Here is a 17199-nt window from a genome sequence, read left to right as displayed (position 1 = left end):
GCTCATGAAATTCCGTGAGATCGAGCTGTTCAGGCTCGATTCTGAGCACGTATCCGGGCACAGTGGTATTCAGCGCGGGTTTCCCGTCCGCCGGCTCCCCGACCGCCTGGAATGCGCGGCGCAGCCCGGCCACCGAGTTCTGCACCATTTTCCGCGCCGTGGACGGACGGTCATCGCCCCAGAGTGCGGCGACTATCTCGTTGATACCCACCACGCTATTCGCGCGGAGCAGCAGAACACCGAGCAGGGCCCTCTGCTGCAGGCCGCGAATGGGCACGTCGGTGCCGTCGGAGAGCACTTCAAGCGGCCCCAGAACGTTGAATCGCACCCCTACCCCCTTGATTCCCTGCGATTCCGGAGAAAGCCATTCCGGAGAATGTGCCCGATGGTACATCAGATCGATCCGGGGCCTTCCGTTGACCGCACGTCGACTTCGATCTACGCTATCGATGGCGACCCCCCTGCCGGTATTCCCCGAGGCAAATTCGCCGCCGCCGACCGGCCGGGCTGATTCGACGTCGCGGTGATCGGGCAGGCGTGCGGGCCACGGGGGCGTCGTAACGGCGCCGGCCTGCTGGACCGGCCGGCGTTGCCGGTGGATCCCCGTGGTCCGCGTGATCCCCGTGGACCGCGTGATCCGCATGGTCGAGACCCCGGCTCCGCTCCGTCCGCGACACCGCCTTCCGCCAGGACGCCCCCGAGATCAGCACCGGCCACGGGCCCGGGAACACGGCGACCCCGCGCGACCCCGCGATCAACGCCGTCCGCGATCAACACCCTCCGCGACCACGGCCGCACCGGCATCGCGGCCGGCCTCCGCCACGCCTCCGGTCGGCCCCTCACCCGCCCACTCGTCCTCCTCCACGCCCCTGAGCAGGGACGATGAAAGATCGTCAGGACCCTGGACCAGCCCTGCCCACCCGGCCGCCCCGGCGGCAGTGGCCCGCCCATGAGCGATCAGTTCCCGGGCGATGGGCGGGGTGTCCCCATGATGGGTTCGACCGGGAGCGGGCGGCCGTCGCCACCGCCCCGGGAGAGCCGCCGGGGACCGGCGGCCGGACGCCTACAAGAGACGAGGTCGGGGGTACCCGGTGCCTTCCCTGCTGGAACGTGACGCGCACATCGACAGACTCGACCACCTGCTCGCCGAATGTCTCGGCCGCGCGGGCCGGGTGGCACTGGTCGACGGACCCCTCGGCAGCGGCAAGAGCGAGCTGCTGCGGGTGTTCACCGCCCGGGCCGCCGAACGCGGAGTCCTGGTCGTGGGCGCGGGCTGTTCCGCTCAGGAGCGGGACCTGCCCTTCGGGATCGCCGACCGGATCGCCCACTCCCCCGGCTGGCCCGCCGAGCACGCCGAGCGGCTGGCCGCGCTGGCGGACCCGGCCGTCCTCGCCGACCCGGCCGGGAGTGCCGGCGGCGCCGCCCTCAACGGCACCGCCCTCAACGGCAGCGGCGCGGCCGGCGACCCGGCCGGCCCGCCGTCGCCGGCGCTGCTGCGCGCCTGCCGCGACCTGACCACCGCCCTGCTCGCGGCCGCCGCCGACACCCCGGTGCTGCTCTGCGTCGAGGACATCGGCCACGCCGACGAGGCGTCCCTGCACTTCCTGCGCCACCTCGTCCGCCACCTGCCGCAGAGCCGGGTGCTGCTGGTCCTCACCGACGGCAGCACCCCGTGGCCCGCGCGGCGCCGGCTGCACGCCGAACTGCTGCGCCACCCGCACGCGCACCGCCTCGCACTGGCCCCGCTGTCCCGGGCCGGCGCGCTGCGCCTGGTCACCGAGGGCCTGGGCGAGGAGGACGCCCGTCACCGCGGCCCCGGCCTGGTGGACGTGGCCGGCGGCAACCCGCTGCTGCTGCACGCCCTCGTCGAGGAGCACCTCGACCGCGCCGACGAGCCCGAACCGCGCTACGGCCCGGCCCTGCTGAGCTGCCTCCACCGGGCCGGCCCCGGCGTGCTGCGGGTCGTCCAGGCCCAGGCCGTGCTCGGCGAGGAGGCCCCGGCCGAGGACGTGGCCCGGCTGCTGGGCGAGCGGGAGAGCGCCGACGCGGTCGCCCGGACCCGCGCCACGCTCACCGCCGCCGGACTGCTGGACGGCGAGGGACGGCTGCGCACCGCGGCCGCCCGCGCCGCCGTCCTGGAGGACCTCGCCCCGCACGAGCGCACCGAACTGCGGCTGCGGGCCGCCCAGTTGGCCCACGAGACGGGCAGCCCCGCCGCCGAGGTGGCCCGGCACCTGGTCGAGGCCGGGCGGGCGCCCGCGCCGTGGGCGGTCGCCGCGCTGACCGAGGCGGCCGAGCACGCCCTGCTCGACCACCGTCACCGCACCGCCGTCGCCTGCCTGAGCCTGGCCCACAAGGAGGCCGCCGAGGAGAACGACCGGGCGGTGCTCCGGCACCGGCTGGCGCAGGCCGAGTGGCAGCTCAACCCCTCGGCGGCGGCCCGGCACCTGGTGCCGCTCACCGCCGCGGTCCGGGCCGGGCACCTCGGGCTCGCCGAGGCGCTCGTCCTCGTCCGGTACCTGCTGTGGCACGGCCGCGGCGAGGAGGCGCTGGCCGTCCTGGACCTGCTGCGCGCCCGGACCGGACCGGCCGGACCGGCCTCCCCCGCCGAGACGGGCGCGCTGCGCGACGTCGAGACCTGGCTCGCCTACACCCACCCGGGCCTGGCCCGGGGCCGCCGCGTCCCGGTGCTGCCCGCCGACCTGCGGCACACGGTCGCCCCGGACGTCGACCCACAGCTGCGGGCCGCCGCCGCACTCGCCGGGGCGCTCACCCGGGGACGGGCCACGGAGACCGTCGACCACGCCCAGCAGGTGCTGCACGACGCCCACCTGCACGGCCGCACCGCGTGGGCCGAGGAGGCCGCGCTGCTGGCGCTGCGGGTGCTGCTCCAGGCCGGGCGCGCCGACACCGCGGCGGTCTGGAGCCAACGGCTGCTCGGCACCGCCGCGCGCCGCGAGGCCCCGACCGCGACGGCCCTGTACTCGGCGGCGCACGCCGAGGCGGCCCTGCGGCTCGGCGAGCCGACCACGGCGGCCGAGCACAGCCGGGCCGCGCTGACCCACCTCAGCCCCACCTCCTGGGGCATCGCGGTGGGCCTGCCGCTGGGCACGCTGGTCATCGCCGAGAGCCGCACCGGCGAGCACCGCTCGGCCGCCAAGCACCTCACCCACGCCGTCGGTGAGGCGATGTTCCAGAGCCTGTACGGGCTGCACTACCTGTTCGCCCGCGGCGAGCACTACCAGGCCACCCGGCACGGCCACGCGGCACTCGCCGACTTCCTGTCCTGCGGCGAACTGCTGCGCACCTGGGGCCTGGACGGCGCCGGGGTGGTGCCCTGGCGCACCCAGGCCGCCGACGCCTGGCTGCGGCTGGACAACCGGGACCGCGCCTGGCGGCTGATCCACGAACAGCTCAGCCGGGCCGACGCCGACCTGCCGCACAACCGCGGCCCGGCGCTGCGGCTGCTCGCCGCGGCCGGGCCGGCCGGGCGGCGCGGCCCCCTGCTCACCGAGGCCGTCGACCTCACCGAGGCCTCCGGCGACCGCTACGAGCAGGTGCGGGTGCTCACCGACCTGAGCCGGGTGCACCAGGGCTCCGGCAACAGGCGCCGGGCCCGGCTGCTGCTGCGCCAGGCCCTGCACGTGGCGAACATGTGCGCCCTGCAGCCGCTCGTCCAGGAGCTGCTGTCGGTCTCGGCGGACCTCGGCGAGAGCGGCCCGGCCGCCGACGCGCGGGAGCCGGGCGGGGTCGACGCGCTCACCGAGTCCGAGCGGCGGGTCGCCTCGCTCGCCGTACTCGGCTACACCAACCGCGAGATCGCCGGACGCCTCTACGTCACGGCGAGCACCGTGGAACAGCACCTCACCCGGGTCTACCGCAAGCTCGGGGTACGCCGACGCAAGGACCTGCCCGCCGATCTGTGGGCCAACCTGAGGAAGACGGGATGACGACGCCGATGACCACGCCGACCGCCACCAGCCTGACGGTGCACGACGGCACCGGGCCCGACCTCGCCCGGGCCCTGGCGGGCCTGACCGCCGGCCAGCAACCGCGGTGGCCCGATCAGGAACGGGTGCGCGAGGTGCGCGCCGCGCTCGGCGCCCTGCCGCCCCTGGTGGAGCCCGCCGCCGTGGACCGGCTCCGGGAGCGCCTGGCCGAGGCCGCGCTCGGCCGGGCCCTGGTCGTCCAGGGCGGGGACTGCGCCGAGACCTTCGCCGGCAACACCCCCGAGCACGTGCGCGCCAACCTGCACGCCCTGCTGCACTGCGCGACCCTGTTCGAGGTCGCCTCCGGCCTGCCGGTGGTGCCGGTCGGACGCGTCGCCGGGCAGTACGCCAAGCCGCGCTCCAGCCCGACGGGCCCGGACGGGCTGCCCTCCTACCGGGGCGACATCGTCAACGGCCTCGCGGCGACGGCCGAGGCCCGCACACCGGACCCGCGGCGGATGCTCACCGCGTACGACGGCGCCGGCGCCGCGCTCGACGTGCTGGACTCGGTGGCCGACGCGACCCGCACCGAGCTGTTCGCCGGTCACGAGGCCCTGCTGCTCGACTACGAGGTGCCGCTGGTGCGCGACGGGTACGCGCTGTCCGGCCACTTCCTGTGGATCGGCGAGCGGACCCGCGAGCTCGACGGCGCGCACGTCGCCCTGGCCCGCCGGATCGCCAACCCGCTGGGCCTCAAGCTGGGCCCGTCCACCACCCCGGAGCAGGCCGTCGCCTACGCCGAGGCGCTGGACCCGGACCGCGTCCCCGGCCGGCTGACGCTGATCAGCAGGATGGGCGCGGACCGGGTGTCCGACGTGCTGCCGCCGCTGGTGGAGGCGGTGGCGGACGCGGGACACCCGGTGGTCTGGCTCTGCGACCCGATGCACGGCAACACCGAGACGGCGGCCGGCGGGCTGAAGACCCGCCGCTTCGACCGGATCGCCGCCGAGGTGAGCGGGTACTTCGCCGTGCACCGCGCGATAGGCAGCCACCCCGGCGGCCTGCACCTGGAACTGACCGGCGACGACGTGACCGAGTGCCTCGGCGGTCGCGAGGACCTGCGCGAGGAGCAGCTCCCCGAGCGCTACCTGACCGGCTGCGACCCGCGGCTGAACGGGCGCCAGACCCTCGACCTGGCGCGCGTGGTGGCGGAGATCCTGCTGGAGCACTCCGCCCGGCGGGCGCCCGTGGCGGTCTGAGGACCGCCCACCCGGACCGACGGCCCACTCCTCCACGCGGAGGGGGAGCGGGCCGTCAGCACGTGCGCGGGAGGGGGCGGTCAACTCCCTGCGGGTTCAGGCAGGTTCCGGCGGACAGGCCGTCAGGCGGCGAGGTCGGTGCGGAGCGCTTCGAGGAGCGCGGCCAGCTCCGTCCGGTCCGCAGCCGCGCCGTAGACGTAGAAGTCCGGCCGGACCAGCACCGCGACCGCCCCGGCCTCGGCCAGGTACGGCAGGTACACCCCGTCGGTGTCGCCCACCGCGCCCGCCGGGGGCTCCTCGTCGGCGGCCGCGAGCACCCTCACCGCGTGGCCGCCGAGGTCGGCCAGCCAGGCGCGGTCCCCGGCGGTGAGCAGGCTCTCCGGCGGCTCGGTGGTGAGCAGCACGAAGCCGCGCCCCACCACGTCGTCGAAGAGCCCGGCGGGCCGGCCGGCCGCCGTCACCCGCCCCTGGACGACCAGGTCGCCGGCCGGCCCGCCTCCGTGCCGCAGGCCCGCCGTGAGCGGCTGGACCGGGGTGCGCGGCCGGGCCGCGCCGACCTCCGCGCCGCGCCGGGCCCGCTCCTGGGCGGCCAGCATGACGGTGTCGCGGTCGCGGGCCGCGGCCGGGTCGGTCTGGCAGATGACCCGGCCCAGGTCCATCGACATGGTGAGCGCGTGCCGCACGTGCTCGCGCCGCTCGGCGGTGTAGCTGTCGAGCAGCCCTTCGCCGGCCCGGCCGGTGAGCACCAGGTCCAGCTTCCAGGCGAGGTTGGCGGCGTCCCGGAGGCCCGAGCACATGCCCTGCCCGGCGAACGGCGGCATCAGGTGGGCGGCGTCCCCGGCGATCAGCACCCGGCCGCGCCGCCACTGGTCCGCGTAGCGCGCCTGGAAGGTGTAGACGGCGTGCCGCAGCAGGGTGGCGTTGCCGGGGTCGATGTCGAACAGCGAGAGCAGCTTCCAGACGTTGGCCTCGCCGCCGAACTCCTCGGGCGACTCGTGGTCGAGCCGCATGAACTCCCAGCGCCGGTGGCCCGGCCCGGCGGAGACGGCGGTGCGCGGCCGGGCCGGGTCGCAGACCTGGAGGTTGTTGGGGACGAACTCCCGGCCGTCGTGCGGGACGACGTCGCAGGTCAGCCAGTCGTTGAAGAACGCGAAGTCGGTGGCGGTCAGCCCGGCCTCCTCGCGCACCACGCTGTTGGCGCCGTCGCAGCCGATCACCCAGCGGGCGGTGAGCGGGCCGCCCGAGGGGCCGGTCCGCGGTCCTTCGACCGTGAGCGTGACCGCGTCGCCGCGGTCGGCGAGCGCCGTCACCCGGTGGCCGCGCAGGACGCGCAGCGTGGGAAACCGCTCGCCGTGGGCGGCCAGCGCGGCCTCCAGACCCGGCTGGTAGACGGCGCTGGAGTCGGGCCAGCCGGAGCGGCCGGCGTCCTCGACGTCCACCCGGAAGAGGGTCTGCCCGTCGGCGTTGTGCCAGACGTAGTCCCGGGAGGACTCGACGTGCTCGTCCAGGGCCGCGCCCACGCCGGTGGCGGCGAGGATGCGGGCGGACTCGCCGTCGAAGGAGACCGCCCTCGGCATCGGGTACGGCCGGGGGAAGCGCTCCAGGACGGTGACCCGGTGGCCGCGGGCGGCCAGCAGCAGGGCGGCGGTCTGGCCGACCGGCCCGTAGCCGACGATCGCGACGTCGGTGTCGAAGCCGTCGCCGTCTCCCACAGCGGCGGCGGTCTCGGTGTGGACGGGGGTGCTCATGCGGTGGCCGCGTCCTTCCGCAGGATCTCGGCGAGCACCCGGGCGTGCTCCTCCGGGTCGGCGAGGCCGCGCAGCCGCTCGGTGCCGTCCTCGACGACGACCAGGCGGGTGCCGATCAGGATCCGCTGGCCGCCCTCGAAGGCCCGGCCGCGCACCACGATGCCGGAGCCGGCCAGGGCCCGGGCGAACCGGTCCAGCTCCGGTGAGGGGACCAGCCAGTCCGCGAAGGCGCGCGGCCGCGCGTGGAACCGGTAGACGGCGCGCCAGTCGCCGACCCGGCCCCGGCGCTGCACCACGTGGTGGCCGGTGTCCGCGCGCACGACGCGGAAGTCGGTGCCGAACTGCGGCTGCACCTCGTCGGGCACCACCCGCAGCGGCTCCAGGTAGGACGGGCCGACGAAGCCGACGTCGACCAGCCAGAGGTCGCCGTCCAGCCGGACGAAGCCGAGGACGTGCTCCAGGTCCGGCCCGAAGCTGTCGTCCACCTGCCGGATCCCGGCCGAGAACAGCCCGGTCTCGTAGCCGAGTTCGCGCAGCAGCGCGAGGAAGAGCCCGTTCAGTTCGTAGCAGACGCCGCCCCGGCCGCCGAGCACGACGGCGTCGAACACGGCGTCGACGTCGATGTCGACGCCCGCCCACAGGGCCTCGCCGCGGGCGGTGTTGAGCGAGGAGTCGTACGGGATGGCGATCAGGTGGCGCCGGTGCAGCTCGCGCAGGGTGTCGGCGGTGGGGTCGAGCGGGCCGTCGTAGTCGAGGGCCTTGAGGTAGGCGGCGGTGTCGAACACGGCGGTCACTTCCCTTCGGTCCGCTGCTCGGCGGGCACGGTCTCGGAGGCTTCGGTCTCGGCGGGCACGGTCTCGGAGGCTTCGGTCTCGGCGGGCACGGTCTCGTCGAGCAGGGAGAGGAGGTGGCCGGCGATCCGCTCCGGGGTGGGCTGGTCGAAGGCGAGCAGGGCGGGCAGTTCGAGCCCGGTGACGTTCTGGAGGCGGTTGCGCAGCTCGACGGCGGTCAGCGAGACGAAGCCGATGTCGAAGAAGACGGCGTCCGCCCCGATCTCGTCGGTGCCCTCGTGCCCGAGGACGGCCGCGACCTCCGTGCGGACCACGTCGACCAGCACGGCCAGGCGCTCCCCCGGGTCGGCGTCCGCCAGCCGGCGGGCGAGGACGGCGCCGGGCGCCTCCTCGGTGGTGGTGTCGGGCTCGGTCTCGGTGGCCATCGGGGAATCTCCTGCGGGGGTGGTCGTCACGGACACCGACTCCAGCCAGTAGTGCCGGTGTTGGAAGGGGTAGGTCGGAAGCTCGGAGGCGGGGAGGGTGCCGGCGCCCGCGTAGGAGGCCGACCAGTCGACCTCGACGCCGCGGACGTGCAGCGCGGCGGCCGAGAGCAGGACGCGGTCCCAGCCGCCCTCGTCGCGCCGCAGGGTCCCGGTGACGGCCGCGTCGCGCACGGAGGCCGCCTCCAGGGCCTCGACGATGCCGTGGGCGAGTACGGGGTGGGCGCTGACCTCGACGAACGCCCGGTACTCGGCGGCGGCGAGGGCCTCGACGGCCTCGGCGAAGCGGACCGTCTGCCGCAGGTTGCGGTACCAGTACCCGGCGTCCAGCTCCGGACCCTCCAGCCAGCGGCTCTCGACGGTGGAGAGGAAGGGGATCGCGGCGGGCTGGGGCTTCACCGAGCCCAGCAGCTCCGCGAGTTCAGCCTCGATGGACTCCACGTGCGAGGTGTGCGAGGCGTAGTCCACCGGGATCCGGCGGACCCGCACGCCCTGCTCCTCGTACCCGGTCACCAGGGTGTCGAGCGCGGCCGGGTCACCGGCGACGACCACCGAGGAGGGGCCGTTCACGGCCGCGATCTCGACACCGTCCGGCAGCGCGCTCACCACCCGCTCCCGGGGAAGGCCGACCGAGACCATGCCGCCCCGGCCCGCCAGACCCCGCGCGATGGCCTGCGACCGCAGCGCGACCACGGCCGCCGCGTCGTCCAGGGAGAGGATGCCGGCGACGTGCGCCGCCGCGATCTCGCCCTGGGAGTGGCCGACCACCGCGTCCGGCACCACGCCCAGCGACGCCCAGAGGCGCGCCAGGCCGACGTTCACCGCGAACGACACCGGCTGCACCACATCCACCCGGTCCAGCGAAGCGGCACCCGGCACCTGGTTCACCACATCCAGCAACGACCAGTCGACATAGGACGTCAAGGCCTTGTCGACCTCACCGAGCGCCTCCGCGAAGACCGCGGACTCGGCGAGCAGCCGACGCCCCATCCCCGCCCACTGGGAACCCTGACCCGGGAAGACGAAGACGGTCTGCCCGGCGACGTCCGCCGTGCCGGTGACCAGGGCGGGCGAGGCGGCGTCGCCCGCGAGCGCGGCCAGGCCGGTGCGGTGACCGTCGAGCGCGTCGGCCACCACGACGGCGCGGTGCGCCAGCAGGGTCCGGGCCTCGGCCAGTGTCCGGGCCGCGTCGGCGGGTGCCGGGCCGCGTGCCTCGGTGTAGTCGAGCAGCCGCTCCGCCTGAGCACGCAGGGCGCCGGCGGAAGCGGCGGACAGCAGCCAGGGGACGGCGGCAGGCTCGGGGGCGGGTGTCCGCGCCTCCGCGGCGGGCGCCTCCTCCAGGATGACGTGGGCGTTGGTGCCGCTCACCCCGAAGGCCGACACGGCGGCCCGGCGCGGGCGGTCGGCCGCCGGCCACGGCCGGGCCTCCGTCAGCAGCCGCACCTCCCCGACCGACCAGTCGACCTGGGTGGTCGGCGCGTCCACGTGGAGGGTCCGCGGCAGCACGCCGTGGCGCAGCGCCTCGACCATCTTGATCACGCCCGCGACGCCGGCGGCTGCCTGGGTGTGACCGATGTTGGACTTCAACGACCCCAGCCAGAGCGGCTGTTCGGCCGGACGGCCCTGCCCGTAGGTGGCCAGCACCGCCTGCGCCTCGATCGGGTCGCCCAACGGGGTGCCGGTGCCGTGGCCCTCGACGGCGTCGACGTCGGCGGCCGTCAGCCGGGCGTTGGCGAGCGCGGCCCGGATCACCCGCTGCTGGGCGGGCCCGTTGGGCGCGGTGAGACCGTTGGACGCACCGTCCTGGTTGACGGCCGAACCCCGGACCACGGCCAGCACCTCGTGCCCCAGACGACGGGCGTCCGACAGCCGCTCCAGGACAAGGACCGCCACGCCCTCCGCCCAGCCGGTGCCGTCGGCGGCGTCCGCGAAGGCCTTGCAGCGCCCGTCGGTCGCCAGGCCGCGCTGCCGGGAGAACTCCACGAACGGCGAGGGCTGGGACATCACCGCGACACCGCCGGCCAGCGCCAGCGTGGACTCGCCGCTGCGCAGCGACTGGGCGGCCAGGTGGACGGCGACCAGTGAGGAGGAGCAGGCGGTGTCGACGGTGATCGCCGGCCCCTCCAGGCCGAGCGTGTAGGCGACCCGGCCCGAGGCCACGGAGCCGGAGGTGCCGGTGGCGAGGAAGCCTTCGAGCCCGGCGGGCACGCTTCGCAGACCGGTGGCGTAGTCGTGGTACATGACGCCGGAGAACACGCCGACGGCCGTGCCGCGCAGGCCCGCCGGGTCCAGGCCGGCCCGCTCCAGGGCCTCCCAGGAGGTCTCCAGCAGCAGCCGCTGCTGCGGGTCCATGGCGAGCGCCTCGCGCGGCGAGATCCCGAAGAAGGCGGCGTCGAAGTCGGCGGCGCCGTGCAGGAATCCGCCCTCGCGGACGTAGGAGCGGCCGGCCCGGTCCGGGTCGGGGTCGAAGAGTCCGTCGAGGTCCCAGCCGCGGTCCTCGGGGAACTCGGCCACGCCGTCGCGTCCGTCGGCGACCAGCTGCCACAGGTCGGCCGGGGAGGCGATGTCGCCCGGCAGCCGGCAGGCCATCCCGACGATGGCGATCGGCTCACCGGCCGCCGCCTCCAACGCGGCCTTCTCGGAGGCGAGTTGTTCGTTGTCCTGGAGCGCGGCCCGCAGTGCCTCGACCAGCCTCGCCGTCTGGTCGAGGGCGGCCGCGCCGTCGTTGGTGGTGGTGGTCATGTCAGCCTTTCGGATGGTGCGCCGGGCGCCGAGCGCGGACGAACGGGCGCGGGTCGGTGAGCGCGGTGCGTCGGCTCGGTGGGTCTGCGCGGTGGGTCCGCGCGGTCGGGTGGGCGCGGTCGGGTTGGGCGCGGTCGGGTGGACGGTTCAGCCGCGGCCGCGCAGGGCGCGGGCGACGAGGCCGTCGATGTCCAGGTCCGCGATGGCGGGCCCGTCCACGGGCACCGGTCCTGCGTCCGGGCCGGCCGCGCGCGGCTCGGGGGGCACGGCCGCCGGACCGGCCGCCGGCTCCGGCAGCAGCTCGGACCGCAGGTGGCGGGCGAGCGCGAGCGGGGTCGGGTGGTCGAAGACCAGGGTCGCCGGGAGCCGGACGCCCGTCGCCCGGGCCAGCCGGTTGCGCAGCTGCACCGCGCCGAGCGAGTCGAACCCGGCCTCCTTGAAGGCCTGGGCGGCGGCGACGGCGTTCTTGGACGGGTGCCCGAGGACGGCGGCGGCGGCGGAGCGCACCAGGTCGAGGACCTCGCGGTGCTGCTCGCGCTCCGGCAGCGCGGCCAGCCGGGCGGCGAAGTCCGCCGCGTCGTCGGCGGGCGCTCCGGTGGCGGCGGTGCGGCGGGGGGTGCGGACCAGGCCGCGCAGCAGCGGGTTCAGCTCGCCGCCCGCCGCCTGCCCGCGCAGCGCGTCGCGGTCCAGCCGGGTCGGGACCAGCAGCGCCTCCGGGGACCGCAGCGCGGCGTCGAACAGCGCCAGCGCCTCCTCCGTCGCCATGGCCGCCAGGCCGCCCCGGGCCAGCCGGGCGCGATCGGCCTCGTCCAGGTGCCCGGTCAGGCCGCTGGCCTGAGCCCACAGGCCCCAGGCCAGCGAGACCGCCGGCAGGCCCCGCTCACGGCGCCACCCGGCCAGGCCGTCCAGGAAGCCGTTCGCCGACCCGTACAGGCTCTGCCCGGCGTTCCCGAAGACACTGGCGCCGGAGGAGAAGAGGACGAAGGCCGCCAGACCCAGGCCCTCGGTCGCCTCGTGCAGGTGCCAGGCCGCGTCCGCCTTCGGCGCGAACACCTCCTTCAGCCGCCCTGCGGGCTGCCCCTCGAACACGCCGTCGGCCAGCGCACCGGCCGTGTGCACCACCGCCGTCAGCGGACGCCCCTCCGGGACCCGACGGACCAGGTCATCGACCACCGAACGGTCCGACACGTCCGCGGCCACCACCTCCACCTCGGCACCCAGCGCCTCGAGCCCGGCCACCAACTCCGCCGCACCCGGCGCCGCCACGCCGCGGCGACTCACCAACAGCAGCCGCCGCGCCCCGTGCGACTCCACCAGGTGCCGGGCCACCAACCCGCCCAACGTCCCCGTGCCACCCGTCACCAGCACCGTCCCCGCCGGATCCAGGACGCCGTGCCCGTCGGCGGAGGCCGGAGCGGAGGCACGCGCCAGACGCGGCACCACCACACCGCCGTCGCGCCAGAGCGCCTGGGTCTCGCCGGACGCCAGCAGGCCGCCCACCACCGACGGGTCCACCGCCGCGGCGGGGAAGCCCGTTCCCTCGCCGCCGAGGAGCACGATCCGGCCGGGCTGCTCCTGCTGGACCGAACGGACCAGCCCCCACACCGCGTTGACCGCCGGGTCCGCGTCCGGCGGCCCGGTCACGACCGCCAGCGGCTCCCCGCTCCGGGCGGGATCGGTGAGCCCCTGGTGCAGGAACTCCGAGACCCGGCCGACCAGCGCCCGGGCGCCCTCGGGCCCCTCGGCCGTCCCGGCGGTCAGGTCCAGCACCGCCGGGGCGGCGACACCGGCGGCGCCGGCGGGCAGGACGAGAGGCGTCCAGCCCACCTGGTAGAGGTGGTCGGTACCGGCCCCGCCGAGGCCGGCGAGCCGGTCGACCGGCACCTGCCGCAGCGACAGGGAGCCGACCGAGGCCACCGGTCCGCCGGTCGGGTCGGTGAGGACGAGCGAGAACGCGTGCGGGCCGGTCTGCCGGGCGTGCACCCGCAGAGCAGTGGGACGCGTGGCGAACAGGGCCACGTCGTTCCAGGCGAACGGCAGCAGGACGTGGCCCGGCTCCGGCTCGGCGATGCCCAGGAAGTTGGTGGCCTGCAGGGCGGCGTCCAGCAGCACCGGGTGGATGCCGAAGTCCTCGGCGGCCCGGCCGGCGGGCAGGGACACCTCGGCGTGCACCTCACCGTCGAGCCGCCAGACGGCCCGCAGCCCCTGGAACGCCGGTCCGTAGCCGAAGCCGCGGTCCGCCAGCCGCTCGTAGAAGCCGTCCAGGGCGACCGGCTCCGCGCCGGCCGGCGGCCACGCGCCGGGGGCGGCGGTGTCCGGCGCCCGCTCGCCGGCCAGGAACCCGGTGGCGTGCCTGGTCCAGGCACCGCCCTCGCCGTCCTCGGGCCGCGAGTACAGGGCGAACGGCCGCCGGCTGTCGGCGGCGTCGTCCTCCGGCGCGTCCACCCGCAGGTGCAGCTGCAGGGCGCCGCGTCCGGGGACGAGCAGCGGGGCCTCGATCACCAGCTCCTCGACGGTGGGCGTGCCCGCCTCGTCTCCGGCCCGCGAGGCCAGCTCCAGCAGCGCTGCCCCCGGGGCGAGGACGGTGCCGGCGACGGCGTGGTCCGCGAGCCACGGGTGGTCCTTCGGGTCGAGCCGTCCGGTGAGGAGCGCCCCGCCCTCGGGCAGTTGCACCGCCGCGCCCAGCAGCGGGTGCCCGACGGGCGCCAGCCCGGCGGCGCCCACGTCGGTGGCGGGGCGGGTCTCCAGCCAGTAGCGCTGGTGCTGGAAGGGGTAGGTGGGCAGCTCGGAGGCGGGGAGGAGGGCGGCGTCCGGGAAGGCCGTGGACCAGTCCACGGGCAGGCCCCGGACGTGGAGTTCGGCGGCGGCGAGCAGGACACGGTCCCAGCCGCCGTCCTCGCGCCGAAGGGTCCCGGTGACGACGGTCGGCGCCTGGACGGCCTCCTCCAGGGCCTCGACGACGGCGTGGGCGAGCACGGGGTGGGCGCTGACCTCGACGAACGCCCGGAAACCGTCACCGGCCAAGGTCTCGACGGCCTCGGCGAAGCGGACGGTCTGCCGCAGGTTGCGGTACCAGTACCCCGCGTCCAGCTCCGGGCCCTCCAGCCAGCGGCCCTCGACGGTGGAGAGGAACGGGACGACGGCCGGCTGCGGCTTCACCGAACCCAGCAGCTCGGCGAGTTCGGCCTCGATGGACTCCACGTGCGAGGTGTGGGAGGCGTAGTCCACCGGAATCCGGCGCACCCGCACGCCCTGCTCCTCGTACGAGACGACGAGCGTGTCCAGACCCGCCGGGTCACCGGCCACCACCACCGAGGACGGACCGTTCACGGCCGCGACCTCGACGCCGTCCGGCAGCGCGCCGGTCACCTCGGCGAGCGGCAGCCCGACCGACACCATCCCGCCGCGTCCGGCCAGACCACGGGCGATGGCCTGCGACCGCAGCGCGACCACGGCCGCCGCGTCGTCCAGCGAGAGGATGCCCGCGACATGCGCCGCCGCGATCTCCCCCTGGGAGTGACCGACCACCGCGTCCGGCACCACACCCAGCGACGCCCAGAGGCGCGCCAGCGCGACGTTCACCGCGAACGACACCGGCTGCACCACGTCCACCCGCTCCAGCGAGGCGGCACCCGGCACCTGGTTCACCACATCCAGCAACGACCAGTCGACATAAGCCCTCAGAGCCTTGTCGACCTCACCGAGCGCCTCCGCGAACACCGCCGACTCCGCGAGCAGCCGACGCCCCATCCCCGCCCACTGGGAACCCTGACCGGGGAAGACGAACACCGACCGACCACTCACCTCCGCCCGGCCCGAGACGACACCCGCCGCCTCCTCCCCCCGTGCCACCGCGTCCAGCGCCGCCACCGTGTCCGCACGGTCGGCGGCCACCACCACGGCGCGCTGCTCCAGCGCGGCCCGCGCGGTGACGAGGGTACGGGCGGTACGGGCCAGGCCGGTGTCCGGCTGCTCGGCCAGGAGCCGGCCCCAGGCGCCGGCCTGGGCCCGCAGGGCGTCCTCGGAGGCGGCCGACAGCACCAACGGCAGTGCGGCACCGGTCGGTTCGGCCTCCGGCTGCGGAGCGTCCCCGGCCGGGGCCTGCTCCAGGATCACGTGGGCGTTGGTGCCGCTGACGCCGAAGGAGGAGACGGCGGCCCGGCGCGGCCGGTCGACCTCCGGCCAGTCGCGGCGTTCGGTGAGGAGCGCGACCGCGCCCGAGTCCCAGTCGACCTTCGAGGTGGGTGTGTCGATGTGCAGACTCTTCGGCAGCACGCCGTGCCGCAGCGCCTCCACCATCTTGATGACACCGGCCGCACCGGCCGCCGCCTGGGTGTGGCCGATGTTGGACTTCAACGACCCCAGCCAGAGCGGCTGTTCGGCCGGACGGCCCTGCCCGTACGTGGCCAGCACCGCCTGCGCCTCGATCGGGTCGCCCAGCGAGGTCCCCGTCCCGTGGCCCTCGACGGCGTCGACGTCCGCCGCCGTCAGCCGGGCGTTGGCGAGGGCCGCCCGGATCACCCGCTCCTGCGAGGGACCGTTCGGGGCAGTGAGGCCGTTGGACGCGCCGTCCTGGTTGACGGCCGAACCCCGGACCACCGCCAGCACCTCGTGCCCCAGCCGCCGGGCGTCCGACAGCCGCTCCAGCAGGAGGACGGCGACACCCTCGGCGAGCCCGGTCCCGTCGGCGCCCTCCGCGTACGCCTTGCAGCGGCTGTCACGCGCCAGGCCGCGCTGGGTGGCGAAGTCGACGAACACCTCCGGCGTGGCCATCACCGCGACCCCGCCGGCCAGGGCCAGCGTGCACTCGCCGTCGCGCAGCGCCTGCGCGGCCAGGTGGACGGCGACCAGCGAGGAGGAGCAGGCGGTGTCCACCGTCACCGACGGGCCTTCCAGACCCAGGGTGTAGGAGACCCGGCCGGAGGCGACCGAGCCCGAGTTGCCGATCCCGAAGTACCCCTCCAGGCCTTCCGGGAGGTTGAGCACGTGGTGCGCGTAGTCGTGGTACATCAGGCCCGCGTAGACGCCGACCGGCTGCCCCTTGAGCGAGGCCGGGTCGATGCCGGCCCGCTCCAGGGCCTCCCAGGAGGCCTCCAGCAGCAGCCGCTGCTGCGGGTCCGTCGCCAGCGCCTCGCGCGGGGAGATCCCGAAGAGCGCGGCGTCGAAGCCGCCCGGGTCGGCTAGGAAGCCGCCCTCCTCGGCGTAGGTCTTCCCGGCGGCGTCCGGGTCGGGGTCGTACAGGCCGTCCACGTCCCACCCCCGGTCGCGGGGGAACGGGGCCATGGCGTCGGTGCCGTCGTGGACCAGGCGCCACAGGTCGGCCGGGGAGGCGACGCCGCCGGGCAGCCGGCAGGCCATCCCGACGATGGCGATCGGCTCGGTGCGCCGGGCCTCGACGTCGCGCAGGCGGCGCCTGGTCTGCTGGAGGTCGGCCGTGACGCGCTTGAGGTAGTCGCGCAGCTTGTCGTCGTTCGACATGGGGTTCTTCCTCGTATCCGTCATCAGGAAAGGCCGAGTTCGTTGTCGATCAGGTCGAAGAGCTCGTCGTCCGAGGCCGCGCCCAGGTCGACGCCCTCGGCCTCGGGCTCCTCGCCCGACTCCGCCCAGCGGGCGGTGAGGGCCTCCAGCCGGGCGGCCACCTGGGCGCGCAGCCCGTCGGGCGCCCCGGACGCGCCGGCCGTCCCCGCCGTGGCCGCCAACGCCTGCTCCAGCCGGTCGAGTTCGAGCAGGACGGGCGGCACGGCCACCGAGCCCGCCAGGCCCAGCCGGTCCCGCAGGTGCTCGGCGACGGCGGCCGGGGTCGGGTGGTCGAAGACCAGGGTCGCCGGGAGCCGGACACCGGTGGCCTCGGTAAGACTGGTACGGATCCGCAGCGAGGTCAGCGAGTCGAAGCCGACGTCCTTGAACGCCTGAGCGGGCTTCACCGTCTCGTCGATGCTCTGGCCGAGCACCTTGGCCGCGCTGGCCCGGACCAGGTCCAGGAGCAGCCGGAGCTGTTCGGCCTCGCCCACCGCGGAGAGCCTGCGGAACAGGACCTCACGGCCGTCGCCGGCCGGTGCCCCGGCGGTGGCGGCGGTGCGGCGGGGGGTGCGGACCAGGCCGCGCAGCAGCGGGTTCAGTTCGCCGCCCGCCGCCTGCCCGCGCAGCGCGTCACGGTCCAGCCGGGTCGGGACCAGCAGCGCCTCCGGGGACCGCAGCGCGGCGTCGAACAGCGCCAGCGCCTCCTCCGTCGCCATGGCCGCCAGGCC

Annotated in this window: 7 protein-coding genes and 1 pseudogene; 3 read left to right on the top strand and 5 right to left on the bottom strand. The window is 75.9% G+C overall.

The window, feature by feature from the left end; translation table 11 throughout:
- Positions 1-4: 4 nt before the first annotated feature.
- From ACWDD9_RS27530 to ACWDD9_RS27520, 3 genes are all read left to right on the top strand, one after another.
- Positions 5-511 (top strand): hypothetical protein, encoded by a 507-nt coding sequence (locus tag ACWDD9_RS27530; RefSeq protein WP_387976108.1) that lies wholly within the window; start codon positions 5-7, stop codon positions 509-511.
- Positions 512-1091: 580 nt separating this feature from the next.
- A complete protein-coding gene (locus ACWDD9_RS27525) occupies positions 1092-3950 on the top strand; it encodes an AAA family ATPase (RefSeq protein ID WP_449812990.1) in 2859 nt (952 codons plus the stop codon).
- Complete coding sequence (locus ACWDD9_RS27520; protein WP_380777098.1) at positions 3947-5188, top strand: 3-deoxy-7-phosphoheptulonate synthase; 1242 nt, start codon at positions 3947-3949, stop codon at positions 5186-5188. The genes ACWDD9_RS27525 and ACWDD9_RS27520 overlap by 4 nt, the downstream gene beginning before the upstream one ends.
- Positions 5189-5310: 122 nt before the next feature.
- Here the strand turns inward: ACWDD9_RS27520 and mhpA are convergent, their stop codons facing one another.
- The 5 genes and pseudogenes from mhpA to ACWDD9_RS27495 all read right to left on the bottom strand — a co-directional run.
- Positions 5311-6936, bottom strand: coding sequence for a bifunctional 3-(3-hydroxy-phenyl)propionate/3-hydroxycinnamic acid hydroxylase MhpA (mhpA, locus tag ACWDD9_RS27515; protein WP_449812989.1), 1626 nt, complete (start codon positions 6934-6936; stop codon positions 5311-5313).
- Complete coding sequence (locus ACWDD9_RS27510; protein WP_449812988.1) at positions 6933-7730, bottom strand: arylamine N-acetyltransferase family protein; 798 nt, start codon at positions 7728-7730, stop codon at positions 6933-6935. Before ACWDD9_RS27510 ends, mhpA begins: the two co-directional genes overlap by 4 nt.
- Positions 7727-10903: pseudogene (locus ACWDD9_RS27505) on the bottom strand (type I polyketide synthase); the annotation flags it as partial. The pseudogene ACWDD9_RS27505 and the gene ACWDD9_RS27510, both read right to left, overlap by 4 nt.
- Positions 10904-11098: 195 nt before the next feature.
- Entirely contained in the window at positions 11099-16429 is a 5331-nt protein-coding gene (locus ACWDD9_RS27500; RefSeq protein WP_449812987.1) for a type I polyketide synthase, read from the bottom strand.
- Positions 16430-16452: 23 nt separating this feature from the next.
- On the bottom strand, positions 16453-17199 hold a 747-nt coding region (locus ACWDD9_RS27495; RefSeq protein ID WP_449812986.1), incomplete at its 5' end, for a phosphopantetheine-binding protein.

The sequence above is a fragment of the Kitasatospora sp. NPDC001119 genome (assembly GCF_053598475.1).
The sequence above is the reverse complement of the archived record's forward strand: the minus strand, read 5'-3'. Positions and strand labels throughout refer to the sequence as shown.